Annotated in this window: 19 protein-coding genes; 9 read left to right on the plus strand and 10 right to left on the minus strand. The window is 58.4% G+C overall.

All coding sequences use genetic code 11. The annotated features are described in order from the left end of the window. Nucleotides 1-24 precede the first annotated feature (24 nt). A complete protein-coding gene (locus tag ABXH05_RS06940) occupies nt 25-912 on the minus strand; it encodes a LysR family transcriptional regulator (protein ID WP_353560374.1) in 888 nt (295 codons plus the stop codon). Between the two features lie 141 nt (nt 913-1,053). Here ABXH05_RS06940 and ABXH05_RS06945 point away from each other — a divergent pair, with 141 nt between their 5' ends. Together ABXH05_RS06945 and ABXH05_RS06950 are read left to right on the plus strand one after the other, a co-directional pair. After that, entirely contained in the window at nt 1,054-1,665 is a 612-nt protein-coding gene (locus tag ABXH05_RS06945) for a glutathione S-transferase family protein (protein ID WP_353560985.1), read from the plus strand. A gap of 80 nt (nt 1,666-1,745) precedes the next feature. Continuing rightward, nucleotides 1,746-2,723 carry a pyridoxamine 5'-phosphate oxidase family protein gene (locus ABXH05_RS06950; protein WP_353560375.1) on the plus strand — a complete coding sequence of 326 codons (978 nt, stop codon included), beginning with the start codon at nt 1,746-1,748 and terminating at the stop codon, nt 2,721-2,723. 8 nt (nt 2,724-2,731) lie between these two features. Here ABXH05_RS06950 and ABXH05_RS06955 read toward each other — a convergent pair whose 3' ends face one another. Next, nucleotides 2,732-3,400 carry a crotonase/enoyl-CoA hydratase family protein gene (locus ABXH05_RS06955; RefSeq protein WP_353560376.1) on the minus strand — a complete coding sequence of 223 codons (669 nt, stop codon included), beginning with the start codon at nt 3,398-3,400 and terminating at the stop codon, nt 2,732-2,734. A 127-nt stretch (nt 3,401-3,527) separates the two neighbouring features. Further along, a complete protein-coding gene (gene yghU / locus ABXH05_RS06960; protein ID WP_353560377.1) occupies nt 3,528-4,403 on the minus strand; it encodes a glutathione-dependent disulfide-bond oxidoreductase in 876 nt (291 codons plus the stop codon). Nucleotides 4,404-4,671: 268 nt separating this feature from the next. Between yghU and ABXH05_RS06965 the strand changes: the two genes are divergently transcribed. From ABXH05_RS06965 to ABXH05_RS06975, 3 genes are all read left to right on the plus strand, one after another. Beyond that, nucleotides 4,672-5,052, plus strand: a complete 381-nt coding sequence (locus ABXH05_RS06965) for a DUF4345 family protein (protein ID WP_348136459.1) — start codon at nt 4,672-4,674, stop codon at nt 5,050-5,052. A 149-nt stretch (nt 5,053-5,201) separates the two neighbouring features. Next, a complete protein-coding gene (locus ABXH05_RS06970) occupies nt 5,202-7,064 on the plus strand; it encodes an arylsulfatase (RefSeq protein ID WP_353560378.1) in 1,863 nt (620 codons plus the stop codon). Between the two features lie 19 nt (nt 7,065-7,083). Then, nucleotides 7,084-8,169 (plus strand): glutathione S-transferase family protein, encoded by a 1,086-nt coding sequence (locus ABXH05_RS06975; RefSeq protein WP_353560379.1) that lies wholly within the window; start codon nt 7,084-7,086, stop codon nt 8,167-8,169. On the opposite strand, the gene ABXH05_RS06980 is transcribed toward ABXH05_RS06975, so the two are convergent. Both ABXH05_RS06980 and ABXH05_RS06985 read right to left on the minus strand, forming a co-directional pair. Next, a complete protein-coding gene (locus ABXH05_RS06980; protein ID WP_353560380.1) occupies nt 8,166-8,888 on the minus strand; it encodes an HD domain-containing protein in 723 nt (240 codons plus the stop codon). The two genes, ABXH05_RS06975 and ABXH05_RS06980, sit on opposite strands and share 4 nt — an antisense overlap. After that, complete coding sequence (locus ABXH05_RS06985; protein WP_353560381.1) at nt 8,885-9,301, minus strand: hypothetical protein; 417 nt, start codon at nt 9,299-9,301, stop codon at nt 8,885-8,887. The genes ABXH05_RS06980 and ABXH05_RS06985 overlap by 4 nt, the downstream gene beginning before the upstream one ends. Before the next feature lie 91 nt (nt 9,302-9,392). On the opposite strand from ABXH05_RS06985, the gene ABXH05_RS06990 reads away from it, so the two are divergent. The 3 genes from ABXH05_RS06990 (at nt 9,393) to ABXH05_RS07000 (ending at nt 11,623) form a co-directional block, all read left to right on the plus strand. Next, nucleotides 9,393-10,022 carry a TetR/AcrR family transcriptional regulator gene (locus ABXH05_RS06990; RefSeq protein WP_353560382.1) on the plus strand — a complete coding sequence of 210 codons (630 nt, stop codon included), beginning with the start codon at nt 9,393-9,395 and terminating at the stop codon, nt 10,020-10,022. 72 nt (nt 10,023-10,094) lie between these two features. Continuing rightward, the gene (locus ABXH05_RS06995) at nt 10,095-11,033 is read left to right on the plus strand and encodes an XdhC family protein (protein WP_353560383.1); all 939 of its coding nucleotides are present in this window, start codon (nt 10,095-10,097) and stop codon (nt 11,031-11,033) included. Next, nucleotides 11,030-11,623 (plus strand): nucleotidyltransferase family protein, encoded by a 594-nt coding sequence (locus ABXH05_RS07000; RefSeq protein ID WP_353560384.1) that lies wholly within the window; start codon nt 11,030-11,032, stop codon nt 11,621-11,623. Before ABXH05_RS06995 ends, ABXH05_RS07000 begins: the two co-directional genes overlap by 4 nt. Here the strand turns inward: ABXH05_RS07000 and ABXH05_RS07005 are convergent, their stop codons facing one another. The 4 genes from ABXH05_RS07005 to ABXH05_RS07020 form a co-directional block, all read right to left on the minus strand. Then, nucleotides 11,624-12,229, minus strand: coding sequence for a hypothetical protein (locus ABXH05_RS07005; RefSeq protein ID WP_353560385.1), 606 nt, complete (start codon nt 12,227-12,229; stop codon nt 11,624-11,626). 11 nt (nt 12,230-12,240) lie between these two features. Beyond that, the gene (locus tag ABXH05_RS07010) at nt 12,241-14,457 is read right to left on the minus strand and encodes a xanthine dehydrogenase family protein molybdopterin-binding subunit (protein WP_353560386.1); all 2,217 of its coding nucleotides are present in this window, start codon (nt 14,455-14,457) and stop codon (nt 12,241-12,243) included. A 14-nt stretch (nt 14,458-14,471) separates the two neighbouring features. Continuing rightward, entirely contained in the window at nt 14,472-14,927 is a 456-nt protein-coding gene (locus tag ABXH05_RS07015; protein WP_353560387.1) for a (2Fe-2S)-binding protein, read from the minus strand. A 224-nt stretch (nt 14,928-15,151) separates the two neighbouring features. Next, nucleotides 15,152-17,074, minus strand: coding sequence for a DUF3604 domain-containing protein (locus tag ABXH05_RS07020; protein WP_353560388.1), 1,923 nt, complete (start codon nt 17,072-17,074; stop codon nt 15,152-15,154). Between the two features lie 244 nt (nt 17,075-17,318). Here ABXH05_RS07020 and ABXH05_RS07025 point away from each other — a divergent pair, with 244 nt between their 5' ends. Beyond that, nucleotides 17,319-17,981, plus strand: a complete 663-nt coding sequence (locus ABXH05_RS07025) for a glutathione S-transferase family protein (RefSeq protein ID WP_353560389.1) — start codon at nt 17,319-17,321, stop codon at nt 17,979-17,981. On the opposite strand, the gene ABXH05_RS07030 is transcribed toward ABXH05_RS07025, so the two are convergent. Next, nucleotides 17,978-18,751, minus strand: a complete 774-nt coding sequence (locus ABXH05_RS07030) for a DAPG hydrolase family protein (RefSeq protein WP_353560390.1) — start codon at nt 18,749-18,751, stop codon at nt 17,978-17,980. The genes ABXH05_RS07025 and ABXH05_RS07030 overlap by 4 nt on opposite strands. Between the last annotated feature and the right edge of the window lie 32 nt (nt 18,752-18,783).

Raw genomic sequence — 18,783 nt, forward strand, 5'->3', positions numbered from 1 at the left:
AATTACCTGGCAGAGAAGTACGCATTACGTGCTGCGGCAATGGTCAATCAGATGATCAACAAACACCCGCACCTTGCCCGACAGGTGCCGACTGTGCGGGTAAGCTGCGTAGATACTGCGGTCATAATAGTCATAGTCCTTGAGCACCTGTACAAGCCGACCTGCCTTCAGATCATCGCGCACCGTGGACCAAAGACAAAGCCCGACGCCCATCCCGGCACGCACCAGAGTTGCAACGCCCCGCGCCGTGTTGACCCTCATCCGCGCTGGAACCTGGACCCGGCTCACATCACCGTCGATGTTGAAATGCCACTGTCCGGTTGGATTGACCGGCGACAGGACAATACAGGCGTGGTTCGCCAGATCACTCGGGTGCTGAAGCGGGCCGCGGGCCGCCAGGTAGGCGGGCGATGCACAGACCAGATATGGAAAATCCATAACCTTCCGGATGATCAGGCTGGAGTCCGGCATGTCGTCCACCCGCACAGCCACGTCATACCCTTCACCGATGATATCGACCCGCCGCTCATCAAGGGTGAGGTCCACTGAAATGTCCGGATAGGCCTCCATGAACGAAGGCAGTGTCGGAACCAGCACATCTTCACCAAAGGCCCGCGGTGCCGCGACCTTCAGGGAGCCGCGCGGTGCCCCATGCCGACTGCGCACCATGTCATGGGCCTCGTCCACCTCGGCCACCAGAGCCGCGCACCGTTCGCGATAGGCTGCTCCGGTTTCTGTCAGACCCACATGCCGGGTGGTCCTGTTGAGAAGCCGCACGCCCAGATGCTCTTCAAGCTGGGCAACCTTCTTGCTCGTCAGCGCTTTCGACAGGCCCAATTGCCGTGCAGCCGCAGAAAAGCTGCCCTTTTCGGCAACCACGGCAAATATCCGCATGGCCTCCAGCGTATCCATTCGCCAAATCCCACTGTCATCATTTTGTTGACAGTATTTCGGATTAGAGCGGGATTATCAATACTTTGAAGAAGCCTCATCTTCCCCGTGTTGTTTCAAGCCGCCATCACTCAGGCGCTCACAGGGAAGACTGACACCATGATCAAACTTTACCGCCACGAACTCTCCGGCCACGCCCACCGCGTGGAACTGTTCCTGTCCCTCCTCGGCCTTGATCACGAGCTTGTGGATGTGGACCTGATGTCCGGCGCCCACAAGACAGAGGCATTTCGTGCCCTCAACAGCTTTGCCCAGTTGCCAGTCATCGATGATGACGGCGTCATCGTTTCAGATTCAAATGCCATCCTCGTCTACCTCGCCAAGAAGTATGGCAACGCGACCTGGCTCCCCGAAGACGCTGCACAGGCAGCAGAGGTTCAGCGCTGGCTATCGGTCGCTGCGGGACCCATCGCATTCGGGCCGGCAGCCGCACGTCTGGTAACCCTCTTCAAGGCACCGCTGGATCACGAACGCACCAAGAGCATCGCCTATACGCTGTTTGACGTGATGGAGCAGGAACTCGCCACCCGTGACTGGCTCGCAGGCACCGACGCAACAATCGCCGACGTCGCAGGGTACAGCTACATCGCCCACGCACCCGAGGGTGACGTCTCGCTTGAGCCCTATCCCCATATCCGTGCGTGGCTGAAGCGCATCGAAAGTCTGCCGGGCTTTGTCGCCATGAAGGCAACACCCATTGCATTGGCTGCGTAGTCGAAAATGCGCGGGGTAGTTGGTGTCGTGCTGACCACCCCGCGCGCCCATCGACCAAGCGACTCCGAAAGGAACCACCCATGACCGATCTCGATCAGCCACAAGCCGCGTCCCCGTTTCACGCGGGAGAAATTGCAGTTCAGAAAAGGCTCGGCGTTGATGAACGCATGGCTGTGATCGGTGCGAAGTTCGTTCGCGATCACATGCCCGACGAACATCGCGACTTCTATGAACAACTGCCATTTGTCGTGCTGGGCACACAGGATGCTTCAGGCCAGCCATGGGCGACGATACTCGCAGGCTCAAAAGGTTTTATCCAAAGCCCCACGGAACGTGCGCTCAAAATCGCAACGCACCTGCCTGCGGCAGATCCAGCCCTCGCCGTCCTGTCCAACGGGGCGCCGGTCGGGGGCCTTGGCATAGAGCTGGACACCCGACGCCGAAATCGCTTCACAGCGCATGTTGAGGCACACGCAAAGGAGTATGTGCATCTGGCCATTGATCAGAGCTTTGGGAATTGCCCGCAATACATTCAGACCCGGGCCCTGATCGAAACCCGCGATCCTGATACGCCTCACGTGGAATCGCCTGTCCGCGTCACATCCCTGGACGGAGACATACGCACATTGGTAGAGCGGGCAGACACGTTCTTTGTCGCCTCATCAACAAGATCTCACACACCACATGCGGCAAACAGCGGCGTAGATGTCTCGCATCGCGGCGGCGCGGCAGGATTCGTCAAGGTCGAAAACAGCCGCACACTGATCATTCCCGATTATGCCGGCAACAACTTCTTCAACACACTGGGGAACCTTCTGGAGAACCCGAAGGCCGGGTTGCTGTTTCCTGATTTCGAGACCGGCGCCCTGGTCCATCTGGCAGGCTCCGTCGGGATAATCTGGAGCGGCCCGGACGTGGACCAGTTCCCGGGCGCCGGGCGCGCATGGCGCTTTACCCTCGACCATGGGCTGGTACGGCCTGAAGCACTGCCCATGCGTTTTGAGTTTGGTGAGTTCTCCCCAAAATCCATCAAGCACGGAACGTGGCAACACAGCTGAGTGGGCCGTTAGCCTTTAAGGCTGGCTTCAATCGTTGCAATCGTCTGTGCACGGATGAGCATCTTGTTGGCAGCGTATGCACCATTGGGCAACTCACCCAGCTGCGCCGCAATGCCGGTTGCCGTGTCCAGCACCTTGTCCGCATCAACCACCTGATCAAGGTAGCCGACTTTCACAGCCCCTTCCGGGTCATACATCTTGGCCTGAACAATCGCTTCGGTCAGGAAGCGCGGATCAAGGCGGGCGCGGGGCAATTCAATGCCGAAGATCGGCAGTGTCATGCCGTTGACCGTTTCATTGGCGCCAATTGCAAACTCACCAGCCGCACCAATGCGCGTGTCGCAGCCCGCCAGCAAGAACACGCCCATGGCAATGGCATGGCCGGTACATGCAGCGACCACCGGCAACTTGTTGCCATAGAGCCGCAGGGCAAAGGCGCCACCGCGATTGACCAATGCTGTGACTTCTTCAGCACTTGCGCCGTTCATCAGCTTTAGGTCAAAGCCCGCAGAAAAAAGCCCGGGCTTACCGGTCAGCACAACCGCCTTGGCGTCCGCCTCGGCTTTGTCCATGGCGGCCTCAAGGCCCTCAAGCAGGGCGGGGTTCACCGCGTTTGCCTTGCCATCATTCATGGTGATGACCGCAACGTCGCCATTCATGTCCAGTGTAACGCTCATGAGTTCGCTCCCCGCCTAGATACAGTTTTGTGAGTTCATTTATAAAACCAATAAGGGGCCACATGACAAAATGCCAGTGGCCCCTTAAGGCAAACGATCACTTGTTTTTGCAAATCAGGCTGCAGGACTACTCCGCGGCAGCAACCTTGTCCTGCGTTTTGGTGTCAAAGTCGCTGGCATCGTGCCGCTCATGGAGCTGCGATTCCGGCGCGCCAAATACGCGGTTGACCATACGGCCGCGCTGAACAGCAGGACGATCACCCACAAGATCCATCCAGCGTTTCACGTTCTTGTATTCCTGCGTCTGCAGGAATTCCGCAGCGTCATAGGCAGCATTGGCCACCACAGCGCCATACCAGGGCCAGATTGCCATGTCGGCAATCGTGTACTCCTTGCCGGCCATGTACTCATTGTCCGCAAGGTGGCGATCAAGCACATCAAGCTGACGCTTCACTTCCATGGCAAAGCGGTCGATCGCGTATTCGATCTTGATCGGCGCATAGGCATAGAAGTGGCCAAAGCCGCCGCCCAGATAAGGCGCGCTGCCCATCTGCCAGAACAGCCACGACATGCACTCTGTCCGCGCCACATGGTCCGTAGGCAGGAACTCGCCGAACTTTTCAGCCAGGTACAAAAGGATGGATCCGGACTCAAACACCCGCGTTGGCGGCGTGGTGCTGTGGTCCATCAGGGCGGGGATTTTGGAATTGGGGTTGGCGCCCACAAAGCCGCTGCTGAACTGCGCGCCTTCACCGATGTTGACCAGCCACGCATCGTACTCAGCCCCGCTATGGCCTTTGGCCAGCAGCTCTTCGAGCATCACGGTCACCTTCACACCATTGGGCGTTCCAAGTGAATAAAGCTGCATCGGGTGTTTGCCGACCTGCAATTCCTTGTCATGGGTCGGACCGGCAATCGGACGGTTGATGTTGGCAAAGCGGCCACCGCTTTCCTTGTCCCATGTCCAGATTTTCGGGGGTACGTATTCGTTGGTATCGCTCATGGCGCGCTTCCTCAGGTTTGATAAGGCGTATGCAAATTGTTGTTGTTGCCCACATGTGACCACGCCTTGGCGCAGTCGTCGAGCCAACTTTCAGCTCCAAGGTGAGGTCGGGCCACCAGGCTTTCAACTGCTCGCCATGAGAAAAGGGGGCGTTTGACGCCTTCTCCACCGTGCGCGACACGACCGACGAAAGCCCAACCACAGGCATGTAGCCAATCTCACCAAGGCCCCATAAGCTGCGCCAACAAAAACAACCTAGGGGGAAATTATGATCTGGATTGCTCGTATTGCCGTCGGCCTCGTCTTTGCGTTTTCACTTCTTATGGGTCTGCAGACCTTTTTCACACCTGAAGCCTCAGCTGTAACGCTTGGCCTTGGCACCGCCCTGCCGGACCTGGGCATGAACACCTTCCGCGCTGATATCGGTGCATTCTTTCTGGCAGCTGCCACGTTTGCGGGCCTTGGCCTTTTTGCCGGCCGCACCGGCGCAATCTACGGCGCAGCGCTGCTTTATGGCCTTGCCCTGATCGGTCGCATCCTTGGTGTTGTCATGGATGGCGCACCAGCTGGTGTAGAAACGCCAATCATCATTGAAGCCGTGCTTGTGGTGTTGCTTGTTTTCGGCGCCAGAACACTCGCCCGACGCTAACGAAACTGGCGCGTGCTGCCCCAATGGGCGGCACGCGCTGATTGCACCACCTGCCTATGATTCCGTTGGACGTGCGCCCCATATAATGACAGTATAAATGCCATTAACGCATGTCATTAATTAGAAACGCCACGATGGAGCCTGTTCCCATGCGCCCTGGAACTCAAAAACCACGTTCTAAAACCCGCGCCCTTTTGGCAGCTGTTTTGAGCGTCGGCCTTGTCTCTTCAGGCCCAGGGGTATCTGCAGCACTTGCTGATACCACCCCAGAAACCAGTGCAGAAACCAGTGTAGAAACCAGTGCAGAATCCAGCGCAAAACAGCCCAACATTGTCGTTGTTCTCGTAGACGACGCCGCGCTGATGGACTTCGGCGCCTTCGGCGGTGAAGCCGCCACACCGAACATTGACGCTCTGGCAGAGCGCGGCGCGATGTTTACCCAGTACCGGACATCGCCCCTGTGCGCCCCAACCCGCGCCATGCTTCTCACCGGTATCGACAATCACAAGACAGGCGTTGCCACCATCCCGGAAGTGATCCCGGACGAGCATCGCGGCCAGCCGGGCTACACCCTGTCTTTGGAGCCCGGTGTCCTGACCATCGCAGATCGTCTGCGGTCGGTCGGCTATCGCACCTTGATGAGCGGCAAATGGCATCTGGGTGATGCCGAAGACGAGATGCCCCAGAACCACGGGTTCGACCGGTCCCTTGCCCTTGCCGCGTCTGGCGCGGACAACTGGGAAGACAAGTCGTTCATGCCCTACTACCACGAGGCACCCTGGTACGAAGACGGCAAGCCCTACGATCTGCCAGAGGATTTTTATTCTTCTAAGTATCTTGTCGACAAAATGATCGACTATCTGGATATGACGGATCCCGACAAACCGTTCTTTGCCTATCTGCCGTTCCAGGCCATCCACATTCCAGTGCAGGCGCCCGCTGAATTCACAGCCAACTACAAAGGCAAGTTCGATGAGGGCTGGCATGTCATGCGCGAAGCCCGTTACCAGCGCGCCCAGGAGCTTGGGCTGATCCGCGAAGGGGCGCCCATTGCCCCCATGCCCGCGAACAGCCGCGACTGGAACAGCATGAGCGATGAGGACCGCACCCTTTATGCGGCTCTTATGGAGGTCAACGCCGGGATGTTGGAGGCCATGGACTTCCACATCGGTCGTTTCATGGATCACCTCAAAGACGCGGGCACCTTCGACAACACGATTTTTCTCGTGACGTCCGACAATGGCCCGGAACAAAACCGCGGTGACAACAGCGCTACCCTCGCAATCTGGATGCACTTCAACGGCTATCACATCGATCTGGAAGGTGTCGGCGAAGTCGGCAGCTGGGGCTTCATCGGACCTGAGTGGGCCAACGCGGCTGCATCACCCGGCGACCTTTTCAAGTTCTACACAACAGAGGGCGGCATCCGGGTTCCGTTGATTATCGCCGGGCCAGGCGTTGAACCAATGCGCGTTGACTCACCCGCGATGGTGACCGACCTGACACCGACATTGCTGGATCTTGTGGGCGCACCCAAAACGGCCCTGGCCGACGACACGGTGTCTATCACCGGACGCAGCCTGCTACCGGTTCTCACCGGTGCCACCGACAGCGTGTACGGCAAAGATGACATTCGTGCGCTGGAAGTGTCCGGTAACTCTGCCCTCTACAAGGGCGACTACAAGATCACCCGCAACAACCCACCCGCCGGCGACAGCCGCTGGCGTCTTTTCAACATGACAGATGATCCCGGCGAGACCACAGACCTGAGTGAAGCACAACCGGAAGTCATGAAGGATATGCTTGCGTCCTTTGACGCCTACTCGAAGCAGATGGGTGTTCTGGAGATGCCCGCGGGCTACGACACGGTTCAGCAGATCACCAGAAACACGGCCGCAAAAGTCCTGGACCGCTATGGCTGGATTATCGCGTTGGTAGCTCTGGTACTGGTCGGCCTGATTGCAGGGGCGATTTTCGGCACGTGGCGCATACTGCGCAGCCGCACAGCCTAGGTATCAGCAGGAGCCACCCATGCATGTCTATGGCTGCAAGATTTCGTACTACACCGGCAAGGTAGAGACCTATCTGCGCTACCGGTCCATTCCCTACGACTACTCACCGACCGTGGGAAACGAGCGAAAGCTGATCGAGGGCGCAGGCGTCGTGCAGATGCCGGTTGTGCAGCATACGGACGGACGGTGGATGACAGATTCCACACCGATCCTTGCAGCCCTCGAAGCCGAGCAGGACCAACCGACAATTTACCCTGACGACCCGGCTCTGCGGTTTGCAGCCCTGCTCATTGACGACTACGCCGACGAGTGGCTGTGGCGTCCCGCCATGCATTACCGCTGGAGCTACGCGGCCGACCGTCGATACGCGGCCCAGTCCCTGTATGAAGATCTCATCAAGGGCACACGACGCTTGCCAGCCATTCTCGCGCGCCGATTTTTGACGCGCCGCCAGCTGGGCAACTTCGTGCTGGGAGATGGGGTGACGGACAAGACCTGGGACCATGTAGAGGGCGCCTATTTCAATGCGCTTGATCTGCTGCAGGCCATCTTTGAAAAGCGTCCCTTCATCCTAGGCGACACACCAACAATTGCCGACTTCGGCATGATGGCGCCCATGCTGCGGCACTTCAGCCAGGACCCGACACCCGCCGAGATCATGCGCAATCGCGCCCCGGCTGTGTATGAGTGGGTGGCGCGCATGTGGAACACCAAGGCGCAGCCCGGTGACACCGGCATCATCAAGGAAATTGATGAGCCTCTTGCAGCCCTGTTGGTGGAGGCAAGCGAAACCCACCTGGCCCAGCTCCGCCAGAATGCCGATGCCGTAACGCAGGGGCTGGTGCGCTATGACCAGACCATTCAGGGCTGCGAGTACACCCAGGTCCCGTCATCCCGCTATCGGGTGTGGTGTCTTGAGGAGTTGCGCCGCGAATGGGCGGACCTCCCTGCGGACGCACAGGAAAACCTGAAACAAATCCTGCCAACAGATGCAGCCATCCTATGGGAGGCGGCTTCATTCGCGCCGTCCAACTACGACACAGACCGACAGGCGCCCTTCAACAAGGCGATCAACGTGTTCGGCAAGGGCCTTCCACCGAGTTAGGCGTTGCCGAGCGTTTCCTGAATCATGTCCGACAGGCCAAGCGCCATGGGTCCGGCAATGCTGCTCTTGGGTTTGCTATCCGCCTGATGCTGAAGGCACGGCGCGAAGCAGGACTTGAAGTCGTCCCGTGAATGCTTTTCCAGAATGGCCGCAAGTGCATCAGCCGGGATTTCCTCAAGACGCATCCCGAACAAATCAAGCCCCGCACCAAAATGCACCATCGCAATCTCGGGCTGGCATTTATTGGCGATACCCGCCGACGTGTGCAGGGCGATGGCGTCATGCACCAGCGCGGCCCTTTCTTCTGCCTGCCCGTTTTGCAGACAGAAATCATGGGCCAGGCCTGCACCCACCCACTCAAATGAGCCAGGATCATTGGCATGTTTTTCTGACAGACCAAGGTCATGAAGAATGGCTGCCAGAAAGAAGATTTCACGGTCAAGCTTCAGGCCGTCCCGCGCCGCCAGCAGGGCACCAAAGCAATAGGTTCGGTAGGAGTGGCGGATGATGAAATCCGGACACACCGCTTCAGCAGCAGCAATGGCCCGAACCGCGATGTCACTGTCGGGAACCTTCCAGTCATCCGGTACAGCATCGCTGAGCTTCTTGAGGCCCAGCCGCAGCGCAAGGGAACGCGCATTCCCCCGCAAACCGGACCGGATGAAACGCGAAATGAGGACAGGTTTGGCTGTCCGCCCGGGGTCTTGCACAAGGGTCATGCATCCGCTCCTTCAAAGGCGTTGTTGCGGGTGAAGAGGATGAGAATGATGTTCCATGCATCGAGAACCAGACTGATCGCCATGGTGACAACCACATAGGCGAGCCAGATGCCAAAAGCGCCCACGGCACCTTCCGTCATCAAAACGTCCACCAACACCGGAAAGAGCGGCAGCCACACCACATGCACGAGGCTGGTGAGGCGGCTGAACGGGCGTCTCTTGTGAATCTGGGCCGCCACGACCACCGAAAAAACGCAGGTCGCGAGCACCAGCGCCGCCTCGATTCGGCCGATGAAGAAAAGGCCACCAACCACATGGGGAATATTGAGCGCTGGACCCCATACGCGCAGGAACGGCGATACGCGATTGAGGTCGGTGATCATGTCACGGGCGTCTTTCACAAAACCAATCATCGCGATGTTCCGCTTGTTATTTATATACCAGTCCGCATAATAATGACCAACAAAGTGCCCACGTCAAGAAATATATGCGAGTTAGTACATAATGGCTGCACGTCCGACCCGAGGTCGTCCCCGCAAGTTCGACAAGGAGGAAGTCCTTCAGAAGATCCTGAAGGAGTTTTGGATCAAGGGATTTGCTGCGACATCGCTGGATGATCTGTCCGCCGCAACCGGCCTGACACGGCCCAGCCTCTACGCCGCCTATGGCAACAAGACGCAGATGTATCTTGCCGCCCTTCAGAGTTTCGTGGGCCAGATGTCAGACAACGCACTGCCCGCATTGTCCGCTGCGGACGACCTGCAGGCCGCGCTTGAAGGCTTCTATCAAGGCGCCCTTAACGTCTATTTTGGAACCAGAAAGCAGGCACTGGGCTGCCTCGTCTTCACCACTGCCATTGCCGATGTTGCCTCTGACACACAGATCAAAAAAGCCGTAAGCGGATTTGTTGGGGGTCTCGACGGCGCCCTGGCTCAGTGCATCCATTCCTATGCCCCGCACCTTGAAGCTGCGCACGCACAATCTCTGGCCCGGCTCGCAAGTGGCATGTTGATGAACCTGGCCACCCGTGCCCGCGCCGGTGAAAAGCGCGAAACGCTCAACGAGCTTGCGGCAACATCCGCTGCGTTCATCGCACAGGCCGTGGGTGCGTCCAGCAGCCAGAAGAAGGCCTGAAAACACCACTGCGTTTTGGCATTGCGGCCGTGAAACATGGTAGGCTGACACTGGTTTTCACACGTGGTGCCCATGTCCAGCTATACTCATTCAGAAGATGTTTTCAGCTTTCTAACGCAGGCAGAAAAAGCCGGTCGAAAGACGGCCCTGATTGCCGTGACCGAGACTGTTGGCGGCGGCCTTCGTGCGCCGGGCGCCTTGATGGGTGTCGATGAAGACGGGGGCCATGCAGGCTACGTATCCAATGGGTGCGTGGACGCAGATGTGATCCTCAATGCGCAGCAAGCGATAGCCGATCGCAAGGCACGCCTCCTGACCTATGGGGCAGGCTCTCCTTTTTTGGACATAAGGCTGCCATGCGGCGGCAAGCTCAGCATGATCGTGGTCCCGTCACCGGACCCCGACACACTTCGCGCTTCACTCTCGAATCTGGAGGGGCGCAAAGCTGTAAGCCTGACCGTGTCGGACGCCGGGGTCTCCATGAGCAAGGACATGCCAGAGGAAACCCATTGGGCGGGCGACACGCTTCACCTGCGCATCGTGCCCAAACTCAGGCTGCGCATTGCCGGACGCGGAGAGGAACTGATTGCGCTTGGCAAGCTGGCCGCAGCGGCAGATTTCAGCGTCGTCATTCAGTCTCCGGACGATATGACCCTCGACAGAGCGGCCCAGTCCAGCCTCACTTTTGATCGATTGACCACCGCCCAGTCCTTGCCTGCCCTGGCCGATGATGAGTGGACTGCCTTCGCGCTGATGTTCCATGATCAGGACTGGGAAATCCCCCTCGTACAGCAAACCCTTGAGGGGCCTGCCTTCTGGCTCGGTGCCGTCGGCAGCCATCGTACCCACCAGGTACGGTGCGAGGCCTTGCGTGATGCCGGTGTCTCAAAGGAAGGGGTACGTCGGCTCAAAGGCCCCATCGGTCTGATCCCGCGCACACGCGATGCCTCCATGCTGGCTGTGTCCACGCTGGCGGAGATTGCGGGTTGCTACAAGGACCTCGAAGCGTGAACCTGAACCGCGTCGCCGCGGTCATTCTTGCCAGCGGCTTCTCTCAGCGATTTGGCGACGATGACAAACTGCTCTCCCACCTGAACGGTCAGCCACTGGCGACACACAGCGCCGCCCTGGTTTCAGCACTGCCGTTTCAAAGCGCCACCGCCATTGTTCCTGTGGGCAACGCCAGGCTCATACAGCTGTACAAAGAGGCCAGGATTGAGCCGGTCGAAAATCACAATGCGGATCAGGGGCAGGGTGCATCCCTGGCGCTGGCCGTCACCCACATTAAAAATTCATCGGTCGATGCAGCCCTGATCCTGCTCGCAGACATGCCATTTGCGACGGCAGAGCACATCAAGAAACTGGCCGACCGCATGGACGACCACGACGCCGTGGCAAGCAGACACGATGACGTACCGCAGCCTCCGCTTCTATTCGCCAGATCAACCTTCGAGGCATTGGCCGCGCTCAGCGGCGACAAAAGCGGCAAGGCCTTTCTGGCAACGCTCGACAGCAAAGCATTTGTCGACATGCCACAGCGCGAGGCAACAGACATCGATACGCCCGAAGCGCTGGCTCAAGCACAAGCTTCTGTGAAGTAGCTACTCGGCAGCCGCTGATGATGGACACGGCGCCCCGGCACTCTGCCACTCAAGCAGAAAGGCCACGGTTTCGTTGGCGCTATGCGGCGCAGGCTCGCGGCCCGGTCCCGGTGACCAGCCCCAGGCAACAAGCTCATCATTGCCCACATGGTCGGCAACTTCTTCAACCGTCCGGCCGCCATTACGCTCGGGATCTTTGATCTGCTCGCAGATTTCAGCAGAGCTCTTCTCCCACCAGACCATCTCAACCGGAGCAAGTGCCCAGTGCGGTGCGCCAGGAGCGCCACCGGGGAACGGCAAGTTCTGTTTGGTGTGGCATGCACTGCATGGCAAACCGGCAGCCCGCTTGCGGGTATCATCAGCAACAATGCTCATGCCGTGATACGGGCCTTTGGTGCCGTAACTCGGCCCGGACCAGCGCGGCTTGTTGTCATCCGGCACGTGGCAGTTGACACAGCGTGGATGCGAAAACACTTCATATGCCTTGTCCCAGGCCACAAGCCCCTCCGCTTCAGAGGCCTGCGTCTGTGCGCCTGACATTGTGGCGGTGAGCAGGGCGAAAGCGCCGGCGGACAACACCGTCACAAATGTCAGGACACGGAGCATATTGGCGTCTCCTATACCGAGTAGGACTGCCCGGCAAGCGGCAGCTTGCGCGGACGGATACCGGTTGCGTTGAACACAGCGTTGGCAACAGCCGGCCCAATCGGCGGCGTACCAGGTTCACCACCGCCACCGATGTCATCGGGATTGCCGTTGATGATCTCAACAACGATCTCCGGTGACTCATACATCCGCAGCATCTGGTAATCGTGGAAGTTGCTTTGTTCCACAGCACCATCGCGGATGGTGATGTCACCATAGAGAGCCGCAGTAAGACCGTAGATGATTCCGCCTTCCATCTGCGCCGCAAACCCATCCGGGTTCATGGCGTAGCCGGGATCAGCACAGCAATAGACTTTCTTCACCAACGGAGAGCCGCTGCTCATGTCTACGTCAGCGACCATGGCAACAATCGTGTTGAACGAGCGCACAAGGGCGACACCGCGACCATGATTGGCAGCCGTCGCGCTACCCCAGCCTGACATCTCTGCCGCCTTCTTGAGAACAGCTGCAAAGCGCGGCGACTTGCCGAGCATCGACATGCGGAATTCAAGAGGGTCCTTGCCGGCGGCGTGCGCCATTTCATCCACAAAGGACTCAACAAAGAAACCATGCTGGCTGTGATCGACGGACCGCCATGCCCAGAAGGGAAGCGGCAGTTCAACATCATTCACCGCACGAATGCGCTGCGATGAAATATCGTAATAAGGCACGTACGCCGCGTCAGCCGGGTCATTGTGGAACAGGAAGATGTTGTCCCAGCTCAGCGGCTTGCCGGTCTCATCGAGACCTGCCTTGAAACGGCTGGTCGTCGCGTTGCGATAGGCAGACTTCTGGGTGTCTTCTTCACGTGACCAGATCATCTTGATCGGTGCATCAACTTCCTTGGCGATACGCGCGGCCATGGTCACCATGTTGGCATCGGACCGACGGCCAAAGCCACCGCCCATATGAGCCAGGTGAACCGTCACATCATCGGTGCTGACGTCAAAGACTTCAGCCGCAGCCGAACGGCAGCGCAGAGGACTTTGTGTGCCGATCCACACTTCAGCTTCCCCATCATGGAACCAGACAGTGCAGTTGATGGGCTCCATCGCCGCATGGGCCAGGAACGGAACCTGATACTCGGCTTCAACTTTGGTGGCAGCAGACGCAAATGCATCCAGCGCGTCGCCCTCATCGACAAGACCGTCGCCACCTTCGTCACCTGCGTCGTTCAACGCTGCATCAAAGATTTTGAACATGCCCGCCTGATCGAGATTATCAGTCGGTGTTTCTGTGTATGTCGCAGTGACCGTGTTGATCGCCTGCTGTGCGTGCCAGTAGCTGTCAGCAACAACAGCAACAAACTCGCCCAGATTAAGCACATGGGTCACACCACGCATGGAGCGCGCTTCCGCATCATCCAGTGTTGCAACCTTGGCGCCGGGAACAGGGGCTGCCAGCACGGCTGCATAGCTCAACTTCTGACCGGGGATCTTGGCATCGATGCCGAACATCGCAGTGCCATCAACCTTGGATGGAATATCAAGCCGCGGTGCCGGTGTGCCCATCAGTTTGAATTCATCAACTGATTTCAAAGTAGGCTGTGCAGGCACGCTCTGCTCTGAAGCAGCGACAGCAAACTCAGCATAGGTCGCCGACTTGCCGCTGGCTTTGTGGAACAGCTGGCTCTTTTCAGTGGTGATCTCGGACGCGGGAACGCCCCAGCTGTCGGCCGCGGCACCAATGAGCATTTCGCGGGCCGCCGCGCCGGCAACGCGCATACCCTTCTGGCCGGTAGACCGGATAGAGAAGCTACCGCCTGTCAGATACAGATTCATGGAGCCCGCTAGCAGCTGAAACGCGCCGTCAATTGTCGGCTCGAGAAGCTCACCCAGATCAAGACCCGGTGCCACAAAGTGACGGGCCATTTCACTGGAGACGTAATCGCCATTGGCGGGCGCGGACATGACATTCATCTTGTCCCAGTCTGCGTCCATCTCGTCGGCCAGCATCTGCGCCATGGTGGACAGGGCACCCTGGCCCATGTCGGTGTGCGGCGTGATCGCGGTGACCACATTGTCTTCACCGATCTTCACCCACGCATTGACCAGCTGTTCGCCGTCAAAAGCTGCGTCTTTCGCAAGATCGCCAACCGGGTTGCCCGGACGGATGGCAACGCCAACCACCAGAGCCGTACCACCTGCGAGACCTGCGCCAATAAATCCACGTCGGGACCATTTGTTCATGATGTTCGCTCCCCTTACGCGCGCGCTGCGGCTTTGATGGCCGCGCGAATGCGTGGATAGGTACCGCAGCGGCAGATATTGCCGGACATTGCAGCGTCGATGTCTTCGTCGCTCGGATCAGGATTGTCGCGCAGCAGGGCTGCAGCAGACATCAGCTGACCGGACTGGCAGTAACCGCACTGCGGCACCTGCGCATCGATCCAGGCCTGCTGGACCTTGGCAAGTTTGCCGTCATTGTCCGGCAGGCCTTCGATGGTCGTGATTTCCAGACCCTCAGCAGCTGAGATCGGTGTCGAGCATGAACGGACGGGGACACCATCAAGATGCACCGTGCACGCACCGCAGAACGCAATGCCACACCCAAACTTGGTCCCGGTCATCTCCAGATCTTCACGGACCACCCACAAAATGGGCATGTCCGGATCAACATCCAGAACCTCAGGTTTGCCGTTAATCGTCACGTTGATCATGGGTCAGAATCCTCCCGACACCCAGCACGGGCGGCACGCGCACCACACGCACGCCTAAGCCCGCCTACCAAAACAGATTTTAAATATGACCTTAAGTCATCTACGCCGCCACGCAACACTAATTTGGCTGAATTGATCACAATTCAAGGGCTGCACGCCTTTCAATAATGAGAGGCGTTTTCAACAGGCGTTTTGCGCCAGTTGGCGGGTCGGATGCGATCTGCCTAGTTGACCCAGATGGGGGACGACCAGGCCAGCTCGGTTGTCGTCGGCGGAACACCCTCAGGTGGCGTCAAACCCAGCCGCAGGCTGTCATAGGTCGACCACCGGCATGTCGGGTTCTGGACAACGCGCACATAGTAGAAAGCTTTTTGGCCTTCCACATAGGTGTCGTCCGTCCACAAGGTGCTCAACTGAGCCGCGCCGCCATCCATATCGAATGCACAGTTTGCAAGGTCCACATTCGCAGACGTGTCAGCACATCTTTTGGTCTCAGCGTCAGGCTGCCGACCACCGCTGCACGCGACATCCATCACCAGTTCGCGGGTCTCCCCATCCTCAACCCAGCCTTTGATGATCTGAATCTTGTCCAAAGGCGCATCAATCGGGTCCTTGAGGGCCTGCACGAGGAATGACGGTTTCTGGCCCGCCGCACCTTCGATGGCACCGCCCATCGGCACGCCTGACTGATAGGCAGCCGCTATGGAGGCAGACTGCGGATCCACACCATCGCCAAAGGCAAAGCTGGCAAAGAACCGAAGGCCAATGCGCGTCCCGCTGGTGGCATAGACCTCCTTGCGCTTCATGGCGTCAAACAACGCATCCCGCGTGTTTTCCTCTGCCCAGACGGCCGCAATGCCACCTGGATTGCGCTTGAGCGCGCTGCGGCCAGGCCGCCCCGGAGCCAGGCGGGTTTTGGCCGACCCCACAAACACGGCAGCCGCGCCGCGAAAATCCCATTCTTCTGCATCGCCCGGATTGGAGTTGTGCGTATCCGTGCTGCCGATCAGGCCAACCGCCAGTGGATTGAACCCAAGTTCTTCATCCAGCATCAGGCCCTTTTTCAAACCGTCGCGGACCATTGAGGTCGGTCGGATGCACTCAATCTCGTCATCCGTCTCACAGCGCGGCAGGAACTGCTCGATTGCACATTCCTCATCCGTCGTGCCCATGCCAAGGGCGCATTCCGAGTTGCCCTTGATCTGGAACATCTCCACCAGTGGCTCCAGACGCTCCCGCGTGGCCCAGTTCTCAGCCGTATAAACATCGCCATCAATGGTCTGGCCGGCAAAAGCCAGTCCCCACGACTTGTTGGGGTTGTGCGGAATGGTCAAGAACTCGCACGGGCGGTCACAGCCAGCTTCAAGCTGTTCCCAAAGGTCAAACTCTGACAGGGCATCAAATGCAGAGACCGCGTGTGACGGCACATCGCCATTCCGGAAGATGACATTGCGGTGCATCTTTCCCGTGCCTTCAAGCGGCGGGGAGTACTCATAGGCGGCGAACGCAGTGAAGCGGCCTGGTTCATTATGCTGATCGGCCATGTCCACCACATGCGCCCATGTCGCCTCCATAAAGCGCCGCTCTTTTTCAGGATTCTCGACTACGAGCGCGAAGGCAGAAACCGGCGGGCGTTGGGCACCCTGCTGCCGCAGCTCCAAAAAGAGTTCGGCGCTGGGCTGCTCTATCGTCTCGCACAATTCCTGCGTTGCTTCATTCCGGTCGACGTCTTCGCATGCCTCCGCCAGACCAAATCCTTCTGCGTGGTCGGTGATGGCCGCAAAATCCAGGGGACGGGTCAGCTGCATCAGCTCTCCGGTCGGGCCTTCCATCGCTTCGCCTTTGGCAAACCGGTAGGACTCATCAACCGACAGCCGGTTGCCAAAGAGGTAGGCATCGAATGACAGGTTGGAGTGTGTGTGCAGCTCGCCAAAATAGACGTTGCGCTGCTCGCTGCGCTCTGAATAGGCCGCAGGCATCACCTCGGGCTGGTGAAAGGCATCTTCATTCTGCGCAGCAACATCCTCGCGCATCTGAGCAATATCTTCTTCGGAGAAAAGTGGGGCCTGCAAATAGGCCTGAACCCCCAGGTAGCCGGCACCTGCAATAACCGTCAAAACAGCTGCACCAATGGCAATTTTTTGCATGCGTCCCATCATGTCCCCCGGGGATTTTTTTGCAGCCCGGCTGACGACTATCCAGTCGCAAAGGTGGGCTACATTTGTTCAGCACCATTCTAGGAGCCAGTTAGGACAATTGCACCCCATCTCGCGTCCACCCAAAAACCAACCGATTCCGATTCCCAATTTGCAGCCAGCCTGTCATAGGATGGAGCCGACACAACAAACGAGCGCCCAAACAAACGGGCATCAGGAACAGGAACGATTGACCATGTTGAAGCTACTCGGATTCCCGGCATCGAATTACTACAACATGGTCAAGATGGCTTTGATGGAGAAGGGCGCCGAATACGAAGACGTCCGCGTCTATTCCGGCAGCGGTGAAGAGTACCTGTCCAAGAGCGCCATGGGCAAAGTCCCTGCTCTCGACACGCCGCACGGCTCCCTGAGTGAAACAAGCGTTATCCTTGACTACATCGAGGACGCCGTTGACGGACCGTCGTTCTACCCGGCCGACCCTTATGAGCGCGCGCGCACCAAGGAACTGTTGAAGTTCTCCGAACTGTATCTTGAGCTGCCTGCACGCCGGTGTTTTGGCGAAGCGTTTTTCGGCACCGGCCCTGTGTCTCAGGAAGTCAAAGACAGCGTGCGCCCGGTCATTGAAAAAGGCTGTGCGGCAATCAAGCGACGCGGACGTTTCTCACCCTATCTGGCCGGCGATGAGATCACCTATGCCGACATGGTTTTCCTGCACTCATTCCCCATGGCACTGGGTGTGGCCAAGATCGTGTTCGACTGGGACCTGTTCGAAGACCTGCCCGAAGCAGCAGCTCTCCTCGAGCGTCTCAACGAGCGTGACACCGTGAAGAAGATCGTTGCAGACACGGCAGAGGGCATGAAAGAGTTCCGCAAGAACTACGGCATGAAAGACTAGTTCAGACCGGACGGTTCGACTGGTTGAACAGGTGCAGGGGACACTCCGGTCTCCTGCGCATAAAGGTCGGGCAGAAAATCCGCCAGCGTTCCCATCTCTTCGATGGCGTGAATCATCACAGCCCGCGCGTCTGCTTCGCCGATAGCAAAAGCGCGCACAAGATAGGTGTTTCCCAGAACGCCCTCAATCGACGCCACCGTGTCGTTCCCGTCGCGTCGGCTGATATGCCCCATCCAGAAGCGGCTGCGCATCTCCGCACCAAATTCTGTGTTGCGGATGATGTGGCACATTCTGGTGACGTTGATCGGGGTTTCCAGAAGACCCACGCGTGCACACACCGCAACCTCATCCGGTTTGAGTTGTGCGTCCGTGAGGATTTCTTCCGGCGGCACAAACTGGATGCGTAGTTTCACCAGTTCCGTGCCGATGTACTCGTGCACAAGATGGCTGGCACCTACATATTCGCCGGGAACTTTGTTCTCCCAATCCATCCATACATGCGCGGTTGGATGCCAGCGTTTGTAGTGCTCTGTCGTCTGCATGTAGTCAGCAAACCACCAGCGAACCATGTCCGCCTTGACGCCGGGCATGCGCGTGAGCGCGGAGATTTCATAAACACCATTTGGATGCCGCTTTACCCCGGTCTCAGTGGACATATAGCTGTCAGCCAGCAACCCCTTGCCGCTTGGCCCACCGGTATAAGGCGGCCAGCCAAAGATCGCTACAGTCAAGGCGACAAAGCCGGCGGTGCCAAAGATCCACTTCTTCATATCTCGTCCTCACATCGACGATATCCTGAACC

The organism is Pyruvatibacter sp. HU-CL02332, assembly GCF_040362765.1.
In the GTDB taxonomy this organism is placed as follows: Bacteria; Pseudomonadota; Alphaproteobacteria; order CGMCC-115125; family CGMCC-115125; genus Pyruvatibacter.

Coding starts and splice junctions, on each gene's coding strand:
- ABXH05_RS06970 (WP_353560378.1), top strand. CDS start 5,202: ATGCGCCCTGGAACTCAAAAACCACGTTCTAAAACCCGCGCCCTTTTG.
- yghU (WP_353560377.1), bottom strand. CDS start 4,403: ATGAGCGATACCAACGAATACGTACCCCCGAAAATCTGGACATGGGAC.
- ABXH05_RS06995 (WP_353560383.1), top strand. CDS start 10,095: ATGTCCAGCTATACTCATTCAGAAGATGTTTTCAGCTTTCTAACGCAG.
- ABXH05_RS06980 (WP_353560380.1), bottom strand. CDS start 8,888: ATGACCCTTGTGCAAGACCCCGGGCGGACAGCCAAACCTGTCCTCATT.
- ABXH05_RS07020 (WP_353560388.1), bottom strand. CDS start 17,074: ATGCAAAAAATTGCCATTGGTGCAGCTGTTTTGACGGTTATTGCAGGT.
- ABXH05_RS06965 (WP_348136459.1), top strand. CDS start 4,672: ATGATCTGGATTGCTCGTATTGCCGTCGGCCTCGTCTTTGCGTTTTCA.
- ABXH05_RS06990 (WP_353560382.1), top strand. CDS start 9,393: ATGGCTGCACGTCCGACCCGAGGTCGTCCCCGCAAGTTCGACAAGGAG.
- ABXH05_RS07010 (WP_353560386.1), bottom strand. CDS start 14,457: ATGAACAAATGGTCCCGACGTGGATTTATTGGCGCAGGTCTCGCAGGT.
- ABXH05_RS06985 (WP_353560381.1), bottom strand. CDS start 9,301: ATGATTGGTTTTGTGAAAGACGCCCGTGACATGATCACCGACCTCAAT.
- ABXH05_RS06955 (WP_353560376.1), bottom strand. CDS start 3,400: ATGAGCGTTACACTGGACATGAATGGCGACGTTGCGGTCATCACCATG.
- ABXH05_RS07015 (WP_353560387.1), bottom strand. CDS start 14,927: ATGATCAACGTGACGATTAACGGCAAACCTGAGGTTCTGGATGTTGAT.
- ABXH05_RS07025 (WP_353560389.1), top strand. CDS start 17,319: ATGTTGAAGCTACTCGGATTCCCGGCATCGAATTACTACAACATGGTC.
- ABXH05_RS06950 (WP_353560375.1), top strand. CDS start 1,746: ATGACCGATCTCGATCAGCCACAAGCCGCGTCCCCGTTTCACGCGGGA.
- ABXH05_RS06940 (WP_353560374.1), bottom strand. CDS start 912: ATGGATACGCTGGAGGCCATGCGGATATTTGCCGTGGTTGCCGAAAAG.
- ABXH05_RS07030 (WP_353560390.1), bottom strand. CDS start 18,751: ATGAAGAAGTGGATCTTTGGCACCGCCGGCTTTGTCGCCTTGACTGTA.
- ABXH05_RS06975 (WP_353560379.1), top strand. CDS start 7,084: ATGCATGTCTATGGCTGCAAGATTTCGTACTACACCGGCAAGGTAGAG.
- ABXH05_RS07005 (WP_353560385.1), bottom strand. CDS start 12,229: ATGCTCCGTGTCCTGACATTTGTGACGGTGTTGTCCGCCGGCGCTTTC.